At 67.2% G+C, this 21362-nt stretch carries 28 protein-coding genes; 11 read left to right on the top strand and 17 right to left on the bottom strand.

The annotated features are described in order from the left end of the window. Window positions 1-25: 25 nt before the first annotated feature. From ABTY98_RS25825 to ABTY98_RS25765, 13 genes are all read right to left on the bottom strand, one after another. Complete coding sequence (locus tag ABTY98_RS25825) at window positions 26-1468, bottom strand: DNA primase family protein (RefSeq protein ID WP_352223346.1); 1443 nt, start codon at window positions 1466-1468, stop codon at window positions 26-28. Then, entirely contained in the window at window positions 1465-1812 is a 348-nt protein-coding gene (locus tag ABTY98_RS25820; RefSeq protein ID WP_352223345.1) for a hypothetical protein, read from the bottom strand. Before ABTY98_RS25820 ends, ABTY98_RS25825 begins: the two co-directional genes overlap by 4 nt. Further along, a complete protein-coding gene (locus ABTY98_RS25815) occupies window positions 1809-2702 on the bottom strand; it encodes a bifunctional DNA primase/polymerase (protein WP_352223344.1) in 894 nt (297 codons plus the stop codon). The genes ABTY98_RS25820 and ABTY98_RS25815 overlap by 4 nt, the downstream gene beginning before the upstream one ends. After that, entirely contained in the window at window positions 2699-3523 is an 825-nt protein-coding gene (locus ABTY98_RS25810; RefSeq protein WP_352223343.1) for a deazapurine DNA modification protein DpdA family protein, read from the bottom strand. Before ABTY98_RS25810 ends, ABTY98_RS25815 begins: the two co-directional genes overlap by 4 nt. Window positions 3524-3666: 143 nt before the next feature. After that, window positions 3667-3987: a MazG-like family protein gene (locus ABTY98_RS25805; protein ID WP_352223342.1), complete on the bottom strand. Its 321-nt coding sequence runs from the start codon at window positions 3985-3987 to the stop codon at window positions 3667-3669. Between the two features lie 15 nt (window positions 3988-4002). Further along, the gene (locus ABTY98_RS25800) at window positions 4003-4506 is read right to left on the bottom strand and encodes a hypothetical protein (protein WP_352223341.1); all 504 of its coding nucleotides are present in this window, start codon (window positions 4504-4506) and stop codon (window positions 4003-4005) included. Window positions 4507-4709: 203 nt separating this feature from the next. Then, window positions 4710-6836 (bottom strand): ATP-binding protein, encoded by a 2127-nt coding sequence (locus ABTY98_RS25795; protein ID WP_352223339.1) that lies wholly within the window; start codon window positions 6834-6836, stop codon window positions 4710-4712. Next, on the bottom strand, window positions 6833-7111 hold the full coding sequence (locus ABTY98_RS25790; protein WP_352223338.1) for a hypothetical protein: 279 nt from the start codon (window positions 7109-7111) through the stop codon (window positions 6833-6835). The genes ABTY98_RS25795 and ABTY98_RS25790 overlap by 4 nt, the downstream gene beginning before the upstream one ends. 62 nt (window positions 7112-7173) lie before the next feature. Next, entirely contained in the window at window positions 7174-7491 is a 318-nt protein-coding gene (locus tag ABTY98_RS25785; protein WP_352223337.1) for a hypothetical protein, read from the bottom strand. Window position 7492: 1 nt separating this feature from the next. Continuing rightward, window positions 7493-7870 (bottom strand): RRQRL motif-containing zinc-binding protein, encoded by a 378-nt coding sequence (locus ABTY98_RS25780; RefSeq protein ID WP_352223335.1) that lies wholly within the window; start codon window positions 7868-7870, stop codon window positions 7493-7495. Further along, window positions 7870-8745, bottom strand: coding sequence for a protein spdB (locus ABTY98_RS25775; protein WP_352223334.1), 876 nt, complete (start codon window positions 8743-8745; stop codon window positions 7870-7872). The genes ABTY98_RS25780 and ABTY98_RS25775 overlap by 1 nt, the downstream gene beginning before the upstream one ends. Next, on the bottom strand, window positions 8742-9035 hold the full coding sequence (locus ABTY98_RS25770; protein ID WP_352223332.1) for a DUF6303 family protein: 294 nt from the start codon (window positions 9033-9035) through the stop codon (window positions 8742-8744). The genes ABTY98_RS25775 and ABTY98_RS25770 overlap by 4 nt, the downstream gene beginning before the upstream one ends. Next, window positions 9032-9301: a DUF6284 family protein gene (locus tag ABTY98_RS25765; protein ID WP_352223330.1), complete on the bottom strand. Its 270-nt coding sequence runs from the start codon at window positions 9299-9301 to the stop codon at window positions 9032-9034. The genes ABTY98_RS25770 and ABTY98_RS25765 overlap by 4 nt, the downstream gene beginning before the upstream one ends. Before the next feature lie 575 nt (window positions 9302-9876). On the opposite strand from ABTY98_RS25765, the gene ABTY98_RS25760 reads away from it, so the two are divergent. The 4 genes from ABTY98_RS25760 (at window position 9877) to ABTY98_RS25745 (ending at window position 12763) form a co-directional block, all read left to right on the top strand. Next, entirely contained in the window at window positions 9877-10659 is a 783-nt protein-coding gene (locus tag ABTY98_RS25760) for a GntR family transcriptional regulator (protein WP_352223329.1), read from the top strand. Next, complete coding sequence (locus ABTY98_RS25755) at window positions 10656-11183, top strand: GNAT family N-acetyltransferase (RefSeq protein WP_352223328.1); 528 nt, start codon at window positions 10656-10658, stop codon at window positions 11181-11183. Before ABTY98_RS25760 ends, ABTY98_RS25755 begins: the two co-directional genes overlap by 4 nt. A 112-nt stretch (window positions 11184-11295) precedes the next feature. Then, window positions 11296-12327 (top strand): GNAT family N-acetyltransferase, encoded by a 1032-nt coding sequence (locus tag ABTY98_RS25750; RefSeq protein ID WP_352223327.1) that lies wholly within the window; start codon window positions 11296-11298, stop codon window positions 12325-12327. Window positions 12328-12355: 28 nt separating this feature from the next. Beyond that, the gene (locus ABTY98_RS25745) at window positions 12356-12763 is read left to right on the top strand and encodes a hypothetical protein (RefSeq protein ID WP_352223326.1); all 408 of its coding nucleotides are present in this window, start codon (window positions 12356-12358) and stop codon (window positions 12761-12763) included. Between the two features lie 134 nt (window positions 12764-12897). Here ABTY98_RS25745 and ABTY98_RS25740 read toward each other — a convergent pair whose 3' ends face one another. Further along, complete coding sequence (locus tag ABTY98_RS25740) at window positions 12898-14466, bottom strand: PIN domain-containing protein (RefSeq protein ID WP_352223324.1); 1569 nt, start codon at window positions 14464-14466, stop codon at window positions 12898-12900. 365 nt (window positions 14467-14831) lie between these two features. Here ABTY98_RS25740 and ABTY98_RS25735 point away from each other — a divergent pair, with 365 nt between their 5' ends. The 3 genes from ABTY98_RS25735 to pspAB all read left to right on the top strand — a co-directional run bounded on the left by ABTY98_RS25735 (window position 14832) and on the right by pspAB (window position 16826). Continuing rightward, window positions 14832-15089, top strand: a complete 258-nt coding sequence (locus ABTY98_RS25735) for an SCO2583/SCO2584 N-terminal domain-containing protein (protein ID WP_352223323.1) — start codon at window positions 14832-14834, stop codon at window positions 15087-15089. A gap of 229 nt (window positions 15090-15318) precedes the next feature. Continuing rightward, window positions 15319-16239, top strand: a complete 921-nt coding sequence (gene htpX, locus ABTY98_RS25730) for a zinc metalloprotease HtpX (RefSeq protein WP_352223321.1) — start codon at window positions 15319-15321, stop codon at window positions 16237-16239. A gap of 2 nt (window positions 16240-16241) precedes the next feature. Beyond that, entirely contained in the window at window positions 16242-16826 is a 585-nt protein-coding gene (gene pspAB / locus ABTY98_RS25725) for a PspA-associated protein PspAB (RefSeq protein WP_352223428.1), read from the top strand. Window positions 16827-16844: 18 nt separating this feature from the next. Here pspAB and ABTY98_RS25720 read toward each other — a convergent pair whose 3' ends face one another. Further along, window positions 16845-17129 carry a hypothetical protein gene (locus tag ABTY98_RS25720; protein ID WP_352223320.1) on the bottom strand — a complete coding sequence of 95 codons (285 nt, stop codon included), beginning with the start codon at window positions 17127-17129 and terminating at the stop codon, window positions 16845-16847. Window positions 17130-17355: 226 nt separating this feature from the next. Here ABTY98_RS25720 and ABTY98_RS25715 point away from each other — a divergent pair, with 226 nt between their 5' ends. Further along, a complete protein-coding gene (locus ABTY98_RS25715) occupies window positions 17356-18084 on the top strand; it encodes an alpha/beta hydrolase (protein WP_352223319.1) in 729 nt (242 codons plus the stop codon). Window position 18085: 1 nt separating this feature from the next. Here ABTY98_RS25715 and ABTY98_RS25710 read toward each other — a convergent pair whose 3' ends face one another. Both ABTY98_RS25710 and ABTY98_RS25705 read right to left on the bottom strand, forming a co-directional pair. Continuing rightward, the gene (locus tag ABTY98_RS25710; protein ID WP_502994347.1) at window positions 18086-18274 is read right to left on the bottom strand and encodes a DUF2252 family protein; all 189 of its coding nucleotides are present in this window, start codon (window positions 18272-18274) and stop codon (window positions 18086-18088) included. A 4-nt stretch (window positions 18275-18278) separates the two neighbouring features. After that, complete coding sequence (locus tag ABTY98_RS25705) at window positions 18279-18593, bottom strand: hypothetical protein (protein WP_352223318.1); 315 nt, start codon at window positions 18591-18593, stop codon at window positions 18279-18281. Window positions 18594-18823: 230 nt separating this feature from the next. Between ABTY98_RS25705 and ABTY98_RS25700 the strand changes: the two genes are divergently transcribed. The 3 genes from ABTY98_RS25700 (at window position 18824) to glnII (ending at window position 21349) form a co-directional block, all read left to right on the top strand. Continuing rightward, window positions 18824-19192, top strand: a complete 369-nt coding sequence (locus ABTY98_RS25700) for an arsenate reductase family protein (RefSeq protein ID WP_352223317.1) — start codon at window positions 18824-18826, stop codon at window positions 19190-19192. Window positions 19193-19322: 130 nt separating this feature from the next. Then, window positions 19323-20033 carry an SCO2207 family protein gene (locus ABTY98_RS25695; protein WP_352223316.1) on the top strand — a complete coding sequence of 237 codons (711 nt, stop codon included), beginning with the start codon at window positions 19323-19325 and terminating at the stop codon, window positions 20031-20033. Window positions 20034-20317: 284 nt separating this feature from the next. Continuing rightward, entirely contained in the window at window positions 20318-21349 is a 1032-nt protein-coding gene (glnII, locus tag ABTY98_RS25690) for a glutamine synthetase (protein ID WP_352223315.1), read from the top strand. Window positions 21350-21362 lie beyond the last annotated feature (13 nt).

Below are 21362 nucleotides of genomic sequence, written 5' to 3'. Positions count from 1 at the left end.
GCTCTGAGTCGCGACTCATCGGCACTCAGCGGCTCTCAGCGAGGCTTTGAGACGCGATGAGTCGCGACTCAGGCAAATGTGGTTCGGACTTGTTCAGGGTGATCCCGGTGTACGTGACGACCTGCCGGCCGTACTCGTCGCGCGGGCGGGAACGGCTGAGTTGGGGGACGACGGACAGGAGGTTGCGGCCGAACACCTGCTTCGTGCCGGGGCGTACGCCGTTGTCTTCGGCCCAGTCCCGCCAGACGTTCCAGAGAGCGTCCACGGGCACGCTGCACGTCGGTCCGGTGGTGCAGCGCTCGCGGATGAACGCGCTGGTGGGTGACGAGGTGTCCTGCATGGTGGTGACGGCTTCGCGGCTGGACTTCGGTTCGGTGAACCGGCCGGTGGCTTCCAGGCGGGCGAGTCCTTCCAGTGCCCAGTTGAGGATGCCGGGCATTTCGGCGGCGAGCTTGTCGGTGAGGGTGGTGTCTTCCTTGCCGAGCCAGGACACCGTCATGCTCAGGACGACGAACCGGCGGGCGATGACGCCCGAGGAGTCGCCGAAGTGCGGGAGTTCGTTGGACAGGAGCATCAGCCGGGTGGGCAGCCGTCCCGTCCATGCCTCGCGGTACTTGCGGTCGATGTCGATGGTGTCCTCACCCGAGATCGTCAGCAGCCGTTCCACGACCTGGCTGTTGTCGTTGCCGGACAGGCGTGCGTCGGAGATGACCGCGAGCGGCTTGCCGATCAGGGTGGCAAGGCCGAAGTTCGTGCCCAGTCCGGCCAGGGTCGGTCCGGCGAGGTTCTCCTTGCCGACCAACTCTTTGAGCACGCGGGCGATGGTGCCCTTCCCGGAACGGGAGGGGCCGACCATGAGCAGGATCTTCTGCTGGTCGGTACGGCCCGAGAGGACGTAGCCGAACCATTCCTGAACCGCGGCGATGGCGTCGGGGGCATCGGGCCAGACCTGAGCTAGGAAGCGTTCCCAGGTCGGGGCGGTCGCAGTGGGGTCGTATGCGAAGGGGACGGAGACGAGGTTGAAGAAGTGCGGGCCGTGCGGGAGCAGGGCACGGTCACGGATGCGCAGCAGCCCGTTGTCACACGCGACGATCGGCCCCCACTCCTCGGTGGTCGCGTCGTCGGTGTCGAGCCAGGCCGGGGCGTCGGTGTCCGTGGGCAGCAGGGTGATGGCCCCCAGAGCATCGAGCAGGTTGCCGATCTTCTGCTTCGTCGGTGCCCAGTCCCGTTGTTCGGGCTTGCCGTCCTTGCCGGGGGCGAGGTAGGCGGCGTGCTCCAGTCGGGTGTACATGCCCGCCCGGATCTGTGCTTCGTCCAGCTCGCGCCAGCACGTACCGGTCCAGCGCATCCATGAACCGCGCCAGCGCCGGCACCCCAACCGCCCGTCCTCGGTCTGCCAGTCCGGCAGCAGACGGCGGGCGACCGCCAACGGGTTCGAGGGCGGGGGAAGTTCTTCCTGCTCGGTCATGCGGCGGCCCTCCCTTCCTGGGGGGTGAGGAGCGGGCAGGTGTCGCGGTGCAATTCGTGGTCGGCGATCAGTGCCAGAACGCGCGGCTTGCCGACGGCACGGCGGTCCCTGCCGCACCGGCACGTGGATGTCGCGGTCGGGATGGCGTTGCGCGGGGCGCGGATCGTGAGCCACGCGACCGGATACCGGCCATCGCCCTGGCGCGGGTCAGGACGAACGGCAATGGGGACGCCTTCGGCGACGCCCTTCGGTTCGCCCACGGCCGCCGTGTCCACAGGCTGTGGAGCGGCGTGCGAGCCGTCCGGGGTGGTGGTGATGCTCTTCAGGAGGGGGCGGGGGCTCATGCCGCCTGCCTGCGAGCCGTGTTGTGGGTGATGGACCAGTCCAGGGCGCTGCGGAGGGTCGACCGGCACTCGGCGGCGGACAGTCCGGCCCCCTGCCCCGCCTCCTGAAGAGCCTGCTCCACCACGTGCCGGGGGAGGTCGCCCCACGCGACGAACCGCCCCAGAGCGCGCGCCGCCCGGAACAACGATGCTTCCCTCGCGCCCTGGTGGGCCATGGCCACGCTTCGCGTCTCGTTGGCGAGCGCTACATCCGCATATCGCCGCGATTGTCCCGCTACGCCCCCTGAGGGTGCCTGTGCGGGCTTGGGGGCGGGTTGCAGGATGGTTTGGAGCCAGGACGGCACAGGGGCCGCCACCGGGGCGCACAGCGCTTCGTAGGCTCCGGTAGGAGTGGTGGAGCCGGCGGCGACGACGTATCCGCCCCATGCGCGGGTGTCGACCGAACGGGCCACGGTCCCGGCGGTGTTGGCGAAGCGGATCCCGGTGGGGGTGGTGAAGTACAGGTGCTCCCCGCCGCTCGCGGTCCGCACCCGGTAGGTGTCGGGGACGGCGTGGCCGGCGCGCTCGCAGAGCGCTCCGAAGGTCGCCGCGCCGTCAGGCGCGTCCGCACTGCCTTTGTCCTTGGGTAGGTCCAGGTCGATGACCAGCAGTCCGGATGGACCGGTGGCGATGCCGACGTTGAACGGGGCCCGCGACCATGCGGCGCGGATGCGGTCCGGGTCGGTCGTGGCGCGCTGCTCCCACTTCCGGTGCCCGCTCGCGCACTCCCCGGTGTGGGGGCAGGACGCCTCTCCGTGCAGGGCGGGGGGCTTGCCGCCGGGGCGCAGGGGGAAGACGTGCCAGCCGCGTGCGGCCGCGTCCAGGGCGGCCCGCATCAGGTGCTCGCTCATGCCGCCCTCCGGTCGGTGAGCATCAACTGGTGTTGGGTGGGGATGGCGCGGATGACGCGCTGGCGCCAGTTCAGGGCGTAGTCGATGCAGTTCGCGCAGTTCTTGTGCGTGTGGCCCGGCAGCGGAGGCCGGCGGCGCGCGTGGGCACTCCAAGCAGCCGAATCGGCTGAGGCCAGCAGGTGACCGACGCGTTCCAGGCCGAGGATCTTGAATCCGAAGCCGTGCAGCTTGAAGCCGTGTGCGGCCATCGCGGTGACGATCGCGGCGCCCTGGCGGGTGGACTGCAAGCGGCAGACCGAGCCCAGCCCGACGACGGGTTCGGCGCGCAGGTCGACACCGGCTCGCTCGTACAGCTCCACGCAACGCTCATAGGCCGGCACGGTGTCGCCCTGGATGACGGGGGCGATGCGCAGGTCGGGGGCGAGGGAACGCAATTCCAGGAAGTTGGCGACGGTGCGGCGCTGGTGTTCTTCCACGCTGAGGTGGGTGCCGACGAAGTACAGTCCGCCGAACCGGCCGCCCTTGATGATGGCTTCCTCGCACATCCAGTCTTGCGGGGCGGCCCAGTCGTAGGGGCCGACGTGTTCCCAGATGCGGCGCAGATCCTGGACGTACTGGCGGGGCGTGCGGGTCCAGGTTCCTTTGTCTTTGAGCTCCGAGAATCCGCCGGAGTCGACCGCGTACGGGCCGCGGGCGGGGTAGAGCTTGGCGGCGGCCGCGAAGTGTTCGGACTTCAGGAACAGCGGCACATCGGTGAGCTTGATCCAGTGCCGTTTGTGGGTGGTCAGGTAGAACCGCATCGCGCCGGGAGCTCCCAGCACGGGCGCGAGCGGGGCGGGCGGTAAGGCTCGCCGAACGAGGGCGGGTTGGGTCATTCTGGATGTCTCCAGTTCCTTGGATGGTCCTGGTTGGCAAGGGCGGCCCCGCGTTCTTTGGCGAGAGGTGGGGGCCGCCCTTGGCGTAGCTACGGCCGCGGCGCGTTCAGCCGGCGGGCGACAGCGTCCAACTTGGCCGTCAGGTCGGCGCCAGGGATCGCGGTGAAGGAGTGCAGGGCGACGGTGGCGGCGATGATGACGTCGCACAGCTCGTCGGCGACGTCCGCGGTGGTGTGGGTGATGTTCTTGCGGGGGTTCTGGCCGATCATCCCGATGTAGGCGGCGGACGCCTCGCCGGCCTCTTCGGTGACCTTGATCAGGCGCATGGCGGTCTCGTGTTCGCCGTGGCCGTTGGCGGTGTTCAGGGCGGCGGCGATGCGGGCTGCGACGGGGAAGAGAGTGGCGCTCACGCCGGTGTTCTCCTGTCAGTTGGTGTGCTGGTTGTGGGTGCGGGCGGACAGTCCGTAGGTCTTGCTGGTGGTGTGGTGCTGGTTGATCGGGCCGGTGTAGTGGTGGTGGTTCTCGGTGTGGACGCCCTTGAGGGAGCGCAGCGCGGTGCCGATCGCGGCGAAGACGCCGGCGACGGCGGCGATGGGCAGGGTGACGAACAGGACCGAGGTGAGGGAGACGGCGGCGAAGCCCTGGCAGGCGAGCCAGAGTCCGCAGCCGACGCCGACGAACGCGGCCCCGACGCCGATGCCGGCCACGGCGGTCCCGGCGGCCCACGCGGGCACGATCCGCCGGTCCGGCTGCATCACCGGGGGCGTGTCGCCGTAGGCGGGAAGCGGGCTGTCGTCGCGGTAGGAGGTCGGGGTCTCGGGGGCGGGGCGGTAGGCATCGGCGATGATCCGAGCCGCTTCGGCGGCGGCCACGTCCTCGCTCATCCGGACGCCCTGCGTGGACGTCTTGGGGGTGGTGTTGGGGTACATGCGGAATCCCTTCCGGTGCGGGTCGGGGGAGGCAGGGACACCCCCTGTCGGGGGCGCTGAGAGGGGGGTTTCGGGGCGCTGAGCTGGGCGCCTCCCCGCCTCCCCGAAATGATGTTTTCGCTGATCAGTGCGGGGGAGGCGGGTTGGGGAGGCGGTTGGGGAGTTCTCCCCACCTCCCCGGGCGTAGACCGGTTGCCTCCCCGCTACTCGGAAGCGGAAGTGGAACCCGTGGCGTCGCGGTTGGCGATGGCCCGAAGGACGTGATCACGGTGGACGGACATGCGCCCGTGGGACTTGCGGGGCTCCTCGCCGTAGGCCTCCATCGCGTCCTTAAGGTCGCTGAACGTCCACGCCCCGTAGGCGTCCTCACTCAGCACGGCGAGCCGCTTGAGAACGTCTTGGGTGAGCAGGCGCGGCGCGTCCCCGAGCACGCTGAGAATGTCGGCGAGCGCGTCACGCTCCTCGGTGCGGTCGACCGCGCGCAGGGTGGTGATGCCGGCGCGCAGGGCCTTGGCCCACTCGCAGATGGCCTTGGCGTCGTCGTCGTTGATGTAGTGGGTGCGCACCGTGATGGATGCCTGGCCGGCCGGGACCGTGATCCCGTCCGAGGCGACCACCAGCGTGCCCTTGTCCAGTCCCTGCCTGAGCAGGTGCGGGGCGGCGCCGCCGTCAACGGCCTTGTCCCCGAGCGCCATACGGGCCTGCGACTCGGTGCCCAGCGCGAGGGAGGCGCGGGTGTGGGCGCCTTCCCGGACCAGCTTGGGAAGGTTCTGGTCGGTGGGGTCCTGGGTGCCCTGCCACATCAGCACGTCCACCGCGCGGCCCTGGTTGTGGATGCGGCGGACCGCCATGAAGTACCGGGAGGTGGCCTTGGAGCCGCCGTAGGGGTTCTTCTGGTCGTCCTTGACCGGGCACATGAACGCCACCTGCGCTTCGTCCACGATGACCACCAGCGGACTGAACTGCGCTTTCGGGTCCTGCTGCCGGACCGAGATCCGCCGGTTCATCTCGTCCAGCGCGTCCTCCACCATCCACGTGGCGTCGACCACGTCGTCATCGGTCGGCCCCTGGATCAGGACGGTGGCGAGCCCGTCGAACATGCCCCAGTCCCCGACGCCCTTGAGGTCGGCGATCCGGAACTCCACCGTGCGATCGAGCGCCGCCCACAGGGCGAGCGCGCGCAGGGATGCGGTCTTGCCCTGGTTGGAGAGACCGGTGACCAGGAGGTGACGTTGGAACAGGCTCAGGGCCGCCGCGTCGCCGCGCAGGTCCTGACCCCAGGGGGCCTTGCCCTTCTTGTAGTCGGCGGTGGCTGTCTCGTCGGTGACCAGCGGAGACGGCCCGATCGGCTCATCCAGCGCCCCGGAGTCGGCGATCCACAGCCGGACCGTGCGTGCGGCCACGGGGAGCATGATGAACACCTCGTGCTCGTGCCGAGTCAGGTTCTCCGCGAGCTTGCGGCGCCGGTTCTGCACCTCGATCGTGGACACCCCGGACGGGAGCGTGACGTCGACTTCTACGCCGCATCCGGCGATCCGGATCGGTCCGAGCATCGATGCGCCGGCGTCGCCCATCTCCTTAATGGCGTTGCGAAGCGCGGGCACCCCGAGGTCGCGCAGGGCCTTGACCACGATCGAGGGAGTGATGGGCTCACCCTCGCTCGATCGCTGCTGCTCAGGCATCGACCACGACGGCGCCGCCTTCTGGTGCGCGCCCACGGTCCACAGGGCGAGGAGTGCGAGGAACGGGCCGATCGTGAGGGCCGGTCCCCAGACCACGCGGACGATGGTGATGATCAGGTTGATGAACTTGATGACTGCCATGAGCGGGGTGATGACCTCGGTGGCGTCTTTGGTGGCGATGGCCATGCAGACCCCGAGTGCGACCAGTAACCCGACGCCGGTTCCGGCGGAGACGGCGGCGCCCTTGGCGGCTTCGATCGGGGAGTGGAGGAGGTCCATGCGGCGGCGGTGGCGTGCCTCGCGGAAGTGCTGGCCGCGCTCTTCCCACTCCCGGGCCTCTTCCAGGTTCCCCGCCGCTTCCGCCGCCCGCATGAGCCGCTCGTAGCGGGCGGGGGTGCGGGCCTCCCACGCACGGCGGGTGATGATGCAGGTGCCGCCGTAGACGTAGAGGGCGTGCCGGGCCGCCGCGCGGGCGGTCGTCTTCGTGACGTCGTGCGTCACAGCCGTACGGATGGCCCGACCGGAGCGGATCCACAGCGGCAGCCGCGGGGCGGGTGCCGGGTCGGGGACGACCGTGAGGACGGTCGGGGTGTTCGCACCGGTCGGGGGGTCGGTGGGCTTGTGGAGGTTGATGACGTTCTCGGTCATGACGGCAGGTCTCCTGAACGGGAGGCGAGGGAGGGTAAGTCGGTGCACCGTGCGCGCTGTTCGGCACGGCTGAGCTGGGACGGGGCGGTGCGGGGGCCGTCGACCCAGCAGAACGGGCGCAGGGTGTCGGCGGCGGTGAAGACGCGGATAGCGCTGCCGGCGGGGGCGTCGGGCAGGGCGTAGACGCGGGCCCCTTCCAGGCTGGCCAGCAGACGGGCGCCGTGGTGCTCGCACCCGTTCGCGCCGGCGTTGAAGGCGTCCAGCACGGTCACCACGACCGAACCGACACACGGGGTCGGGTCATCCGGGTGAGCGGCGGGGCAACGGCGGTCCACGCTCACCACCACCCGGACGACTTCATGTTGGCCTTGGCCTGCGCGTACTCGGTGACGATGCGCTGGCGCTCGCCGTACAGGGCGGTCAGTTCCGCGTTCAGCCGGGCCTCGACGGACGATCCGATGGAGTCCATGCGGGTCTCGGCACGACCGGTGCTGCGTCCCTGGTGGATGCTGCGGGCACCGCCGGCCATCGCCCGGAACATGTCCCGGCGTTCCTTGCCGGTCAGCGGCCACCACTCGCCCCGGCGGACCGCTTCCAACTTCTTCTGGGTCTTGGTGATCTCGCGGTCCACACGGCGGGTGTCGGGCTTGCCCATGTCAGGCGGTCCCTTCGGGGTAGGCGCACAGCACGCACATCCCGAGGGAGCGCGGCATGCAGTAGCTGTAAGTGACCTGGCACTTCGGGCACGTCTGGCGGGCGAGCATCGCCAGCGCCAGCGCACCCCACTTCCGCGACGTCATCGGCCGCACCGGAAGCGCCCGGTCGACGTGGTACAGGTAGGCGACCCTGGGGGTGCCGGTCCGGCGGTTCGTGCGCATGACCTGCGCCGCGACCGGCTGACCGCCAGGGCGCAGGCCACGGCCCCGTAACTGCCGGCGCGTTGCCATCCCGTCGGGGGCGAGCTTCCAGGGGTAGGTGGGCACTCCGTACCGGGCGCCGGACGGGTCGTAGCACTTGCCCCACGCGGCGGACATCAGGCAACCCGCTTCCATGAGGCCCGAAGGCGGACCTCGGATGCGGAGTGACCGGCCGCGCGGAAACGGGTGGCCATCTCCCGGTACGACAACGGCGGCTGCTCACTGAGCCGGATCCCGTCCACCACGACGTCCAACGCGTCATCGGTGAGCGCGGGCCCCTGCTCCAGCGCCGCAACCGGCTCGACCGGGCCCCACACCGGGAGCTCCCACGAGGGTGTGACGTCCGGTGTGACGCGGCCCGTCACGCTGGTCAGCGCGCGTCCGGTGCTCTCGCCCTTGCGGGCCGTCTCCAGCTTCGACCACGCATCGGCGAGCGTGTCGGCGGTCCTGGCCTGGACGCGTGCGACGCGCGCACCCGCCTCCGTCACGGCCGTCAGCCGCGTCTCCTCCGTGGACGCTTCCGCCCGCAGTCGGGCACGGGCCACGGCCGCATCGTCGCGGGCGTCCTGCTGGATACCCCGGATCGTGTCCAGGGCCGCCGGCGTGAGTGCGGTCCGCTCCCACAGGCCGTGGACCAGCCACAGGGCCTTGGCGGCGATCGGTAGCCACGCGACGGCCAGCCACGCGCCCCGAGACGTCGCGTCGGCGAGCAGGGCGTGGGTGACCAGGACCCCGGAAGCGACGGCGCCGAAGGACCAGCCGACGCCGGTCACGGCGTTGCTGTGGTCGCCCTGCGCCGCCAGTCGGCGTTCGTAGGCGAGGGTGGCGAGCCATCCGCCGTCGATGCCCAACCCGACGACCAGGGCGACGCCCTTGGGCATCGACTCACCGAGCCACATCACGACCACGGCCAGCGTGAGCACCATGGACACGGCGGTCATCGCGACCGCCGGCAGCACGGTCAGCAGCCGTTTGGTGTTGATCTGCCTCATGCCGCACCACCCGTCCGCTCCCGGACCTTGAGAGAGGCGAGCAGCTCAACCGGCTGGTCGGGCGACGAACTGTCCTCTTCCCACTCCCACGTGCCGTTGGCCACGGGCTCGTCGCCCAGTCGTGCGAGCGCCGCCATCCGGGCGGTGAGCGTCGGAACCTCCGCGGCGCCGAACACATGCTCCGGCCACACGTCGGTCGTGCCGAGCACGGCCACGAACAGACGCCACGTGCCGGTGTTTGGCGACACCGACAGCACCGCCGTGTGGACGCGTACGGTCTGCGTCCTCATGCGGCACCGCCGGGAAGGGTCACGCCGACCGTGCGGTTGGCGAGTGCCAGCCGTTCGGCGAGCACCCGGCGGCGGGCCCGGCGGATACGGCGGGCGTCCACCTCGTTCGGGGTGCGGTCCAGGGTGATGATCTGCGCGTCCAACAGGTCGACGTCCGCCAGGATCGCGGGCATCTCCAGCTCGATCGCGTCCAGCTCCATGTCCGTCGGCTCCATGAAGTCGGCGAACGCGGTAACAGCGTCCTGAACAGTCACGATGGGGTTCATAGGGTCTGGTTCCTTCCAGAGAGGAACGGCCCGAACAGCGGCCCCGGTGTTCCAGCACCGGGGCCGCACGCCGTTGGAGCGGCTTGCCCGACTCCCCGCGCTCCCGTCCGTCCGGTCCGGCGCTTCGGCCGACGCGTACGGGCGGGAGAGGCAGCCGGCGCAGCATCACGCGCTGCGAAACCGAGAGACGGACCGGAGGAGAGTGCAGGCGTCACCGGCCGGTCCTAACCAGCAACGCCGTCGTATGTCGTCGGCTCATGCCGACCTCCCTGTTGGGAAGCAAGAGCTCAGGGGGCACGGCGCTGCGCCGTGCAGGCCGTCTTTTCGACTCGGGGAGACGGGGCCCACCTATGCAGTTGTCAAGAAACGACCAGCTCAGGGCCCCAAAAGCACGAGCTATCCCGACCGGCAGCACCGCCCCGGTGCCCTACGAAGGCGCACGACACCCCGGAACGTTGTAGCCATTGTCCGTACAATGGCTACAGTCAGGATGTTGGCAGAACCACAGTCGATACGCAAGGGCATTGGCCGCATTGACTAGACAATGGGGTCGGCGACCGGCTTCCATGGGAGGCATGGCAGTGACACGTCTCGGGCGAAACCCGATGTATCAGCAGATCGCGGACGCTCTGCGGGAGCAGATCACGTCCGGCAGGCTCGAACCTGATGCGAAGCTTCCGACAGAAGCGGAGCTGCGGGATCAGTACGGCGTGTCACGGGAAACCGTGCGCAAGTCGCTCGCCCAGCTCGTTAACGAGGGTCTTGTCATCTCGGCGCGCCCGCAGGGTCACTTCGTCCGCCGCCGTCGGCCGATGGTGTTCCGGCCCCAAGCCGAGTTCCGTAAGCGGCCGTACTCGCCGGAGATGGACGCCTTCATGACCGAGTACTCGGCAGAGGGGCGCGAGCCACGGCAGGCAATCGAGGTGGCCATCGTGGAACCACCGGAGGACGTGGCCAAGCGCCTTCGCCTGGAGCCAGGCGAACTAGTCGCAGTGCGCAAGCGCGTGCGCTACCTCGACGGCGAACCGTTCAACATCAATGACAGCTACTTCCCGCTCGCCCTCGTGCGGGACTCGGAGATCATGCGCCCCGAAGACATCGCCCGGGGCGCCAACGAGGTTCTAGCCGAACTCGGGTACCGCCAGGAACGCGCGCTGGATGAGGTGTACGTCCGAATGCCCACTCCTGAGCAAGCGCAACGCCTTGACCTGGGTCCCGGAACGCCGATCGGAGTTCACGTCGTCACCGGATACACAGCGGAGGGGAAGCCCGTACGAGTCGCGGTGACTGTGCTGCCTGGCGACCGACACGTCATCTCCTACGAACGACAGCGTGAAGCGCCGAACGAGGACGCATGAAAGACCTGCACATCCGCGCCGGCCGCCCCGATGAACTCGGGGCAGTGGAAGCGCTGCTAAGCGAGGCCTCCGCATGGCTCGCCTCGCGCGGCATCGACCAGTGGCAGTACCCACCACACCGCGACCGCATCACAGCAGCCCTAGAGCGGGGGGTGTGCTTCCTCGCGTTCAAGGACGGCAAGCCAATCGCGACTGTCCAGTTGGACGACTTCGCAGACCCTGAATTCTGGACACCGGACGACGAGCCAGACACGGCCCTCTACGTTCACCGCATGGCCGTGAGACGGGAGACTGCCGGCATCGGCGTCGGCGTCATGCTGCTCGATTGGGCATCGGAGCGCGCCGCAACGCAGGGCAAGCAATGGCTGCGGCTGGATGCCTGGAAAGACAATCAGAGCTTGCACCGGTTCTACCGGGGCGCAGGGTTCACGCTCGTCCGCATCACAGACCTCCCACACCGCAGGTCAGGAGCACTCTTCCAACGCCCTACGGGCTACGACAGCGAAGGCAACGTCCCGAGCTGATCGAATCTTTCTCGGACGATCTCCCAGAAGCGGAAAGTTTGACGCCCAGATGGAGCTTGGCGGGTAGCGTATGACCTGCGCTGCAGCCCGCAGAGAACAGGGGGTCAGAGTCATGACATCCGGGAAGCAAATGCCATGGGATCTGATATCACCAAAAGACGGCCGCAGCCTCTGGCTCTCGGCACGTATTCTGTCGGGTGATCCGCACCAGCGCTGGACGTTCAGCCGTTTCTTGCACAGGTCAATGGTCAGCGCAGAGCCCGGACTTTCCTGGGTTTATGAAGAACTTTACACCTGGGCAAAGGTCAAACGTGCGCTAATAATCGGCGAATCTCTGCAAAAACAGGCACCCGCCTTTCCTCAAATGTCCGTAGGGCTCGGCATGGGAGTATTTGAATCAGCGTTGCGTTCCCGCACCGGGAGATTCAAAAGCCATACAGACGAGGATAAATTTATTGGACGCCATTCCGTTCCAGTCGCTAAGTGGAAATCAGATACCGACGATCTCGTCATTGTGAACAATTGGGGGAAGAGATGGGGTGATGGCGGCACCGGTTACATAGACCGCGAGTATTTTGATGGTTACGTTGACTCAGCAATACTGCTGCGCCCTTCCTGGATCGGCCCTTCGCCCGAGATGGCCGCCGCCGAAAAGCGACAATCTCCATCCGCCTCAATGTCCGACTATGTCAAGTGCTGGCTCACCGGGAATAAGCACCACAGACTACCTGAGGAGTACTCTGGTGGGCATACGCACTCGGCCTATCGGGTCATAGAGACGTTCGACAATCGGCAGCCTCTGATAATTGCAGAAATTCGCGACAAAGACAAGGAGTTTCACGGAAGGGTTCACGTCAGTTACGACAGACGTGATCACCTCTGCTCGATCCTTGAACTCTGGGTTCCCCCAAGGCATCGTCGGCAGGGCTACGGGCAACGCCTTGAGGCTTTCGCGAGGGCGATCGCGGCCGATGCAGGGGCTGAAGCGATTGCCATTCCCGTACACGAGGCGGACGGCGGCCAAGAATCCCTTTCCCGCGCGCAAGCTTTTACATCATCACTTGGGTACTCGTGGGAAGTTTTTGAGCCCTATCGGTACTTTCGACCCAATCTAGTTGCATGTGCGATGAAGTCATTGAACTGAAGCTGGAATCGGGAGGGCAGTTCACCCCATGGCAAGTTTCTACATCGTCACGCCAAATCCCTACGATTTCTCGGGCGATGAGCTGGATGAAGTCGTCAAGGTCGTTAAAAGCGCTGATCCGTCTCTTGATTTGGAGGCGGGTGCTCAATATGAGCGCGGCTACGGCGTAGACACATACGAAGTGCTAGACGTTATTGCCACTACCGGCGGTGCTGCGGCGGCAGTGAACCAAGTCCGCGTCGCTTTGACCGCCTTGACCAAGTGGACTCGTGCGCGCTGGACTCGTGACCGGGACGAGCATCCAGACGAGAATCCGCGCCCCAGGATGATCAGAGTCTTGTACGGGCCCACGGGCGAGGTGCTATTGCGTGTTGCGATTGATGAGCCTGAAGGGGAACCCGAGGAGGTTGACTCGGATCACCCCGACAGTGACTGATACGGGCTCTGTAGTCAGGGCATGTGACATCGGGTTGCGGGCGAGAGTAGCCGAGTGAACCGCAGGTCACCTTTACCGGTGACCAGCGGTTGTAATTTCGGCTCTGGAAGAGACCCGCGACTCGCGAGTAGGGCTCAATCTATATCAGAGATCCGCATTTGAATAGCGTTCGATTCGCTGTTAATTCGCTCCTCGATGAGACGTCGAGTTTGACTAGTTACGGCATCGACATCGGCAATGCGAACCAGAAGTTCGTGCTGCGTTTGCTCTGCTGACCTCAGGGCATGCTCGGCCTCTGCGAGCCGCATTCCTCCCTCCTCAGCCATTCGCAAGGAATCGACTTCCGCTCTGATTACATGGACGTGCCGACGGACATCCTCGTACTCGGTGGCCAGAACCATGCGCATCCGCTCTTGGCCTTCAAGAACCTGCACCAAGTCCCGATATGGAAGCGAAGTTTTTACGGCTGGTGATTCGGTGCTGCGTGCTTCCCTATACAAGCTCTGACGTTGAATCACGTCAGACAGGATTTGGTAATCTTCGGCGGTTAGCGCCAGACGGACCTCACCGCCAGGGAGTAGCGTCTTCGGGAATATGGCCAATCGCTCAATCAAGTCCGCTACGCGCGCCGCACTTCTCCCAGCCTCGCGTCTCGCCCGAAAACTACGTTTGGTATCGCCGGTTAGAGACTCCAATCGGCGTACTTCAGCGCGAAGTGCATCAGGAATGATGCGCATCATTTCCTGCTCGAAAGCGACTTCTACCGCATCGTTCAACTTCTGGTTATCCTGCAGATTCTTCGCCTGCTCCAGGGTCGAAGGGCTGATTGCAGCGCCGAGTTCTTCCTTGGCGAACCTCAGGAAAGAACTTAGCTGGACAACTAGGAAATCCCCACCGTTTCGCCGATCCTTAAATTCGGCGATCAACTCGGGGCGCGCGCCGATTACCAGCCCACTTTCCTTCGCGACCCAGTCCTCCTTTGTGTCGTTCGTAACAAAGAGCAGCGATGCTTCCCGCTTCAAGGCCTCACGTAGCATCTGCTCCCAGATGAAGAAATCCCCGTGTGAATTCTCTTCTTTTCCGGCATCTTTATAGCCCGGAGGGATTTGGGCTGCGTATCTGCGATCCGCCTCCTTTATCAAATCCTCGGTCTCTTCAGGGTTGAAGGGCTGCCCAACCCTTTCGTCAAGAATTCGCGCAAGACTGGATAGGATTGGATCGTCCGAAACGACGCTTTCTAGCGTAAGATCAAACGCCTTCGACTGTCGTTGAACTTCACCTATCGCGCTAGCAAAAGAGGCTTCGATAGGGGAAAGCAGCTTCTCCTTGTCCTCGTCCGTGAGTGAGCATCGCCTTGCGAATACTTGCAACTCCTGAATGGCTTTCCTCTTCAAGTCTTCCAGGGACTTCGGAATCGCCTCGTGAAGCTTCAGTCGTTCTTTTACTGCATCCATCCTGCGCGCGTAGAATTCTGATGCTACTTGATTGGGAATCCAAATACGTTCGCGGAGCTGCTCGATCACATTCAGCAGCTCATCTCTCGCTGCCGGCGTGAAACGATAGAGTTCCAGCAGAACGTTCGTATCAAGAGTGATCATGTGCGATCGAACGGCCGCTTTGTAATCAACTGCAGGGCGACGCCAACGACCCTCAAAGCCGCTCAAAAATGTCGACATGTCGAACCTCTCGCTCAGAACCGACATGCTGACCTTAGCGAGCGGAACCCATCGTGTCTGCCGATTGCCTGCGGGCACATACCCACTGATAGGCGCTCTCTACTCCAGCGCTGACTTCCGCTGTAAGACCACCGGGACTGCCTGGGGCTGGGCCGTCTCCGGGCCGTCCGAGGGTGGCCATCGGCGACCAACAACGACAGACAATGACGACGTCCCGGCTGGTCAGTGCGACCCTGCGAACAGGGCTCCGAGGTCGCGCCACCGCACCATCACTTCTTCGACGTGTGACAGGCGCCGTTCCCGGCCCTCGACGCCCCCGTTCCTGCTTTCTCAGGGCGGGGGCGCCGTCGTATCGTGCATGTGTACTCATGTTCGAGACGGGGGGAACCGTGATGTCCCGACAGGACGACGAGGAGCGGGAGTTCGACCTGCGCTGGGCCGACCAGGCCGAGCACAAGGAGCCCTCCGCGCGAGCCCGGATGCTGGCCGCACGCTGGAAGGAGAACCCCCCGGACCCGGCACCGTTCCGTGCGGACCCGGGACCGGTGGAGCCCCGCCGGTCGTCGTGGCGGTCGACGGCTCTGGTACTGGGCTGCGTGGCGGCGGTGATCGTCCTGCTGGGCTATCTGCAGACCCACTCGCCGTACTAGCTAGGGCCTGTCTGACAATCCCCGTCGTCGCCCGGCGGGCGGCCTCGCGGCGTCAGGTGCGTGCTCTGGGGGTCCCCCCGGCCGGAGGCTGGGGGAGTTGCCGGGCGTAGGCCCTCGTACTCGCACAGGGAGCCTTTGCCGCTACTAGGGCCGTTCGGGGCCTCCGCATTGCCCCCGGCAGGTGCACACTGGACAGCGGGACGAGTGCCTGACTGCGGGGTGATGGCAGATGCAGAGCCGCTTCCGGAGCGACCGGCGACTGACCGTACGAATGACGGTCACGCTGTTCCTGCTCGGGTTGTTGTACGTCGGTTTCGTTGCCGCGTTGATCGTGTTGCTGAAGTCGTGGCTGCTGGTCGTCGTACTGGTGGGCGCGATGTTCGTGGCGCAGTTCTGGTTCTCCGACCGGATCGCGATGTTCGCCATGCGCGGGCGGGTCGTGGAGCGGGAGGAGTATCCCGAGCTGCATGCGGTGGTGGACCGGCTGTGTGCCATCGCCGACATGCCGAAACCCGTGGTCGCCGTGTCCGCGATGGACATGCCGAACGCGTTCGCCACCGGGCGGAATCCCGATCATGCCGTGGTCTGTGTGACCACGGGGCTGCTGCGGCGGCTGGAGCCCGCCGAGCTGGAGGGTGTGCTCGCGCACGAGCTGTCGCACGTCGCGCACAAGGACGTCGCCGTGATCACGATCGCGTCCTTCCTGGGCGTGATCGCGGGACTGATCGTGCGGTTCGCCTTCTATTCGCAGATCTTCGGCGGGGGCAGGCGGGACCAGAACACGGCCGCCGTCTTCGCCGTCATCCTCGGGGTCTCCGCGGCCGTGTACGCGATCAGTTTCCTGCTGATCAGGGCGCTGAGCCGGTATCGGGAGCTGGCCGCCGACCGGGCTGCCGCCCAGCTCACCGGGCGGCCCTCCGCGCTGGCGTCGGCGCTCACCAAGGTCTCCGGTGACATCGCCCGGATCCCGACCAAGGACCTCCGCACGGCCCAGGCCTTCAACGCGTTCTACTTCACCCCGGCGACCGGCAAGGAGCCCGGCATCGAGCGCTTCTTCTCCACCCACCCGACCCTGGAAGCGCGGCTTGAGCAGCTGGGGCGAATCTCGGCGGAGCTGGGTGAGGCGGCGACGCCCGGGAAAGCCGGGTGAGCATGGGGTTCCTGGACATCCTGCTCGGCCGTACCAGGCCCGTCGCCCCCGACCTCGACCAGCTGTTCGCACTGCCGTCGGCGGCGGTGACCCTGGAGGCGGCGGCCGGGTTCAGGCCGACCGGCCTCGGCGCGGTGTGCTTCGCCACCGTGGAGGGCGCGGCCTTCGAGCAGACCCACCGCGAGGTGCAGGCACTGCTCGACGCGGACGCCGATCGCAACGGCTCCCCGGTCGAGCTGCACCAGGACGACTACGGCTACTCCTGGCTCGTCTCGCGGCGCACCCCCGACCAGCTTCCGCAGCTGGTCAACGATCTCCACGCGGTGAACAGCTCGATGGAGGTCAACGGCTTCGGCCCGCAGCTGCTCTGTTCCCTGGCCTCCTTCGAGGACGAGCGCGGGCGCAGGCTCGCGCTCGTCTATCTCTACAAACGGGCGACGTTCTACCCCTTCGCTCCGCTGCCCGGTTCCGGTGAACGTCGGAACAGCGCACTGGAGTTGCAGGTGAAGGCGGCCCTCACGAACGACCTGAGGCTCGAGCAGGACCTCAGCCGCTGGTTCCCGGTGTGGGGTGCCCCCGGCCTCTGACCGGCCGGGGACAGCAGCTCACTGGCCCTTCTGCCGCTTCTGACGCCGGAACTCCAGGGGGCGCTCGCGCCGGTAGCGGCGCTCCCACTTGGCCTGGCGGTCACGGCGGTCGCGGTACGTCCTGTAGTCGTCCGGCATACCCCCGCCCCCGCCGGACGGACCGCCCGACGAGGATGCCGACGACGAGCCCCGCCCGTAATGGACGTACAGGAAGAGCAGGGCGATGGCGGCGAGCCACCAGTTGTGGTTTCCGAATCCGAGGATGACGAGGACGACAGTTCCGGATAGGACAATGGTGCCCATGACGGGCCTCCGTGGCGTGGTGTGTGAGCGGTCGACGGATCCGACGGCACGCGGGGGACGGGCGGCCGTCCGTCGGTGCGTAGCAGAGTAGCCCCGAGTTCCCAGGGTGCGGTCGCCCCTTCGGAAAGCGGTGGTGGACGGCTCCGGAACGCATGTCCAGCGTAGGGAGCCGGTCACTGGGTGTGCATCTCGTTTTCGGGAGCGACCGTATGAGTGAATGTGCGGCATGGCTGAACTCACCGGCTTCACCTACGCGTACGACGGCGAACGGCTCAGTGGGGTCCGAAGCCAAGCGGTGGCCTGCGCGGGTGGCGGTCCGGCCGTCGTCCTGCTGCACGGCGCCGGCAACGGCAGCAAGCACCGCCTCCGTCCGCTGATCGCCGAGTTCACCGCCCACCACTGCACCGCCGTGGCCTTCGACTTCTCGGGCCACGGCGAAAGCACGGGAGAACTACGGGAGTTGAGCCTGCGCCGCCGCTTCGGGCAGGCGACGGCGGTGATCGACGCACATGTGCCGCCGGACAGCCCCCTGATCCTGGTCGGCTTCAGCATGAGCGGCCAGACAGTCACGGATCTCGTACGGCACTACGGCGAGCGTGTGTCGGCGATCGGCCTGTGCTCACCGGCGGTGTATCCGCCGGAGGCGTGGGACGTGGCCTTCGATGACGGGACCGGACGTTTCACGGAGATCATCCGCACCCCGGACGCCTGGCACAGGTCACCCGCACTGGAGGTGCTGCGGGCGTACGAGGGGCGCGCGGTGCTCGCGGTCCCGGGCACGGACGCGGTGATCCCCCCGGCCGTGACCGAGGCCGTCGAGGACGCCCTCGCCGCCCGCGCCCGCTTCACCCGCTTCGAACTCCCGGACGCGGAGCACCGGTTGGGTCTGTGGTTCCAGGACCACCCGGAGGACCGGCGGGAGTTCGTGACGCTGCTTCTGGAGCGGCGGGTCTGACTCAGACCCCCTGCGCCGCCGTCAGAACGCCCGCCGTGACGGCCGCGTCGAGGGCGGCGTGGTCGGTGGCGGTCTGGTCGGCGTAGGCGAGGGCGAAGTCGGTGACCGCGTGGTCGAAGGTGTCGGTGCCGCCGAGGTAGGCGGCGATGGCGCCGGGGGGCCGGGTCGGACACAGGGCACCCGGCGCCACCGGCTCACCGCGAATATCGCATCAGTGCCCGCACCATGTGGCAGGTCGTGTCCGACGGCGGCTGGACACCGATGCTCTCCGCCGTGCTCCGGATCGTCTCGTTGCGCGCCTGGCTGGGCAGGTAGACGCCGGAGTCGAGCAGGGCGATGGCGAGGCGCATGGCCTTGAGGCGGCGGTTGTGCGTGACGTACCACTCGCGTGGCCGCCCGGCCGGCAGCGGGCGCTTCTCCGCCGGCGCGTAGGGCGAGTCGAACAGGACGGCACGCTTCGCGGTGGACTGGGTCGGCAACGGCTTCGGCTTCAGTGCGGCAGCGGGCACAGGCATCCTCCTGTCGCGGGCTGAGGGCCTCCGGACACCCCGGCGACTCTCTCGAACACTGCTTCCAGTGTACCGGCCGCCACTGACAATCGGGGGTCTGGACGATCCGTCAAAGCAGCAGGTGACGAGGGGAATTGGGGTTCCGTTTCTGCGGTTTCGGATGAGGCGCATGGGGTCGCGTAAATTCGAACAACGCCGGTCGCGGAGCCTCGGCGGCTACCGTGTCCGGTATGGAGATCTGGATCAACCCGGCCTGCTCGAAGTGCCGTACCGCGATCGGCCTGCTCGACGCCGAGGGGGCCGACTACACCGTCCGCCGCTACCTGGAGGACGTGCCGAGCGAGGGCGAGATCAGGGACGTACTGGAGCGGCTCGGGCTCGAGCCCTGGGACATCGCCCGCACCCAGGAGGCGGCGGCGAAGGAACTGGGGCTGAAGGAGTGGGCGCGGGACGAGGCGGCACGCGAGCGCTGGATCACGGCCCTCGCCGAGCATCCGAAGCTCATCCAGCGGCCGATCATCACCGCGGACGACGGGACGGCGCTGGTCGCCCGTACCGATGAGGCCGTCCGGGAAGCGCTGGCCAGGGGCAAGAGATGAAAGGAGATGAGCGATCCTCAACTTCCTTGTGACGCAGGTTACTTCAGTGACTCCTGTAACCACTGAGTAACTCCGTTCGGTATCTCGTACATAGCGGCGTACGCTCCCCCACCCCTCTCAGGAGGCGCGCATGTCGCGTAGGAGAACTGTCAGCGCCAGGAAGAAGATCGCGCTGCTCGTCAGCGCCGCCGCGGTGGCGAGCGGCGGGGCCTTCGCCCTGGCGTCCACCTCGAACGCCGCGCAGACCCCGCAGAACGCGAAGACGCTGTCGTCGGCCGCGGACTCGACGGTCTGCCAGGGGCTGGCCACCGCCCTCGGCAACAACGAGAAGTTCATCGCGGACCAGAAGGCGAACCCGGACGCCCAGTCGGCGGCCCGGATCACCAACCGCGAAGCGGTGGTCGCGCAGATCAAGGTCCAGCAGAAGGCGTCCGGTTGCGTCGTTGGGGAGTCGGCTCAGGGCTCCCAGGCGGCGAGCGGTGCGCAGACGGGCCAGACCGGTCAGACGGGCCGGACCGGCGGGCAGACCGCCACGGCGACGCCTTCGCAGAGCGCGGCCACCGGGAACACCGGCGGCGGTGCCGCCGCCTCCGGGCAGCAGGTCTGCAACGGCTCGACCGTCACACTGTCCGGCGAGGCCGGTGCCCCGGCCGCCTCCAGCAACCAGTTCCCGGCGGGAACCACGCTGAAGGTCACCAACCTGGACAACAACAAGTCCACGACGGTGAAGGTCACCTCGGTCTCCGGCAGTTGTGTGCTGCTCAACAACGCCGCCTTCGAACAGGTCCGGGAACCCGGCAAGTTCCTGATCCGCCGGGCCCTGATCGAGAAGGTCGGCTGACCGACGAGACAGGCCGAGGCTCGGCCGCCGGCTTTCACGGAGGGAAAGCCGGCGGCCGCCGCGCAGGGGTTGCGCAGGGCGCCCGAAATGGGCTCTCTACCCCGGCCGCCCGAGTCTCACAACGTGAGTCGCACCACAGAACCACCGGGTAACACGGGGTTCACATCCGAGCAATGATCGGGAAATCGCCTGTTGACAGGCTGCCGGGCAACACCGAAGGCGCCCAGTGCCGTAGCGCCAGCGCACCCGCATGTGCGCCCGACCCACCCCGAAGGATGTGGCCCGTGACCTTCAAGGCTGAGTACATCTGGATCGACGGCACCGAGCCGACGGCCAAGCTGCGTTCGAAGACGAAGATCATCGCGGGCGCCCCCGCCGGTCTCGACGCGCTGCCGGTCTGGGGCTTCGACGGGTCCTCCACGAACCAGGCCGAGGGGCACTCCTCGGACCGTGTGCTGAAGCCGGTCTTCATCTGCCCGGACCCGATCCGCGGCGGCGACGACGTACTCGTCCTGTGCGAGGTCCTGGACATCGACTTCACCCCGCACTCCTCCAACACGCGTGCCGCGCTGGTCGAGGTCGCGGAGAAGTTCGCCGCGCAGGAGCCGATCTTCGGCATCGAGCAGGAGTACACCTTCTTCGACGGCGCCCGTCCGCTGGGCTTCCCCGAGGGCGGCTTCCCGGCCCCCCAGGGCGGCTACTACTGCGGTGTCGGCGCCGACGAGATCTTCGGCCGCGAGATCGTCGAGGCGCACCTGGACAACTGCCTGAAGGCGGGCCTGGCCATCTCCGGCATCAACGCCGAGGTCATGCCCGGCCAGTGGGAGTTCCAGGTCGGCCCGGTCTCACCGCTGGAGGTCTCCGACCACCTGTGGGTGGCCCGCTGGCTGCTCTACCGCACCGCCGAGGACTTCGGTGTCTCGGCGACCCTCGACCCCAAGCCGGTCAAGGGCGACTGGAACGGCGCGGGCGCGCACACCAACTTCTCCACCAAGGCGATGCGCGAGGGTTACGACGCGATCATCACCGCCTGCGAGTCGCTCGGCGAGGGCTCCAAGCCGCTCGACCACGTCAAGAACTACGGCGCCGGCATCGACGACCGCCTGACCGGTCTGCACGAGACCGCCCCGTGGAACGAGTACTCCTACGGCGTCTCCAACCGCGGTGCCTCGGTCCGTATCCCGTGGCAGGTCGAGAAGGACGGCAAGGGCTACATCGAGGACCGCCGCCCGAACGCCAACGTCGACCCGTACGTGGTGACCCGGCTGATCGTCGACACCTGCTGCTCCGCCCTGGACAAGGCCGGCCAGGTCTGATCCGCGAGTTCCC

The organism is Streptomyces sp. NPDC096040, from assembly GCF_040303265.1.
Taxonomy (GTDB): Bacteria; Actinomycetota; Actinomycetes; order Streptomycetales; family Streptomycetaceae; genus Streptomyces.
Note: the sequence above shows the minus strand (reverse complement) of the source record. Positions and strands in the feature narration are given on the sequence as shown.

Coding starts and splice junctions, on each gene's coding strand:
- ABTY98_RS25825 (WP_352223346.1), bottom strand. CDS start 1,468: ATGACCGAGCAGGAAGAACTTCCCCCGCCCTCGAACCCGTTGGCGGTC.
- ABTY98_RS25820 (WP_352223345.1), bottom strand. CDS start 1,812: ATGAGCCCCCGCCCCCTCCTGAAGAGCATCACCACCACCCCGGACGGC.
- ABTY98_RS25815 (WP_352223344.1), bottom strand. CDS start 2,702: ATGAGCGAGCACCTGATGCGGGCCGCCCTGGACGCGGCCGCACGCGGC.
- ABTY98_RS25800 (WP_352223341.1), bottom strand. CDS start 4,506: ATGTACCCCAACACCACCCCCAAGACGTCCACGCAGGGCGTCCGGATG.
- ABTY98_RS25795 (WP_352223339.1), bottom strand. CDS start 6,836: ATGACCGAGAACGTCATCAACCTCCACAAGCCCACCGACCCCCCGACC.
- ABTY98_RS25785 (WP_352223337.1), bottom strand. CDS start 7,491: ATGGGCAAGCCCGACACCCGCCGTGTGGACCGCGAGATCACCAAGACC.
- ABTY98_RS25780 (WP_352223335.1), bottom strand. CDS start 7,870: ATGTCCGCCGCGTGGGGCAAGTGCTACGACCCGTCCGGCGCCCGGTAC.
- ABTY98_RS25775 (WP_352223334.1), bottom strand. CDS start 8,745: ATGAGGCAGATCAACACCAAACGGCTGCTGACCGTGCTGCCGGCGGTC.
- ABTY98_RS25770 (WP_352223332.1), bottom strand. CDS start 9,035: ATGAGGACGCAGACCGTACGCGTCCACACGGCGGTGCTGTCGGTGTCG.
- ABTY98_RS25765 (WP_352223330.1), bottom strand. CDS start 9,301: ATGAACCCCATCGTGACTGTTCAGGACGCTGTTACCGCGTTCGCCGAC.
- ABTY98_RS25760 (WP_352223329.1), top strand. CDS start 9,877: ATGGCAGTGACACGTCTCGGGCGAAACCCGATGTATCAGCAGATCGCG.
- ABTY98_RS25755 (WP_352223328.1), top strand. CDS start 10,656: ATGAAAGACCTGCACATCCGCGCCGGCCGCCCCGATGAACTCGGGGCA.
- ABTY98_RS25750 (WP_352223327.1), top strand. CDS start 11,296: ATGACATCCGGGAAGCAAATGCCATGGGATCTGATATCACCAAAAGAC.
- ABTY98_RS25745 (WP_352223326.1), top strand. CDS start 12,356: ATGGCAAGTTTCTACATCGTCACGCCAAATCCCTACGATTTCTCGGGC.
- ABTY98_RS25740 (WP_352223324.1), bottom strand. CDS start 14,466: ATGTCGGTTCTGAGCGAGAGGTTCGACATGTCGACATTTTTGAGCGGC.
- ABTY98_RS25735 (WP_352223323.1), top strand. CDS start 14,832: ATGTCCCGACAGGACGACGAGGAGCGGGAGTTCGACCTGCGCTGGGCC.
- htpX (WP_352223321.1), top strand. CDS start 15,319: ATGCAGAGCCGCTTCCGGAGCGACCGGCGACTGACCGTACGAATGACG.
- pspAB (WP_352223428.1), top strand. CDS start 16,242: ATGGGGTTCCTGGACATCCTGCTCGGCCGTACCAGGCCCGTCGCCCCC.
- ABTY98_RS25720 (WP_352223320.1), bottom strand. CDS start 17,129: ATGGGCACCATTGTCCTATCCGGAACTGTCGTCCTCGTCATCCTCGGA.
- ABTY98_RS25715 (WP_352223319.1), top strand. CDS start 17,356: ATGGCTGAACTCACCGGCTTCACCTACGCGTACGACGGCGAACGGCTC.
- ABTY98_RS25700 (WP_352223317.1), top strand. CDS start 18,824: ATGGAGATCTGGATCAACCCGGCCTGCTCGAAGTGCCGTACCGCGATC.
- ABTY98_RS25695 (WP_352223316.1), top strand. CDS start 19,323: ATGTCGCGTAGGAGAACTGTCAGCGCCAGGAAGAAGATCGCGCTGCTC.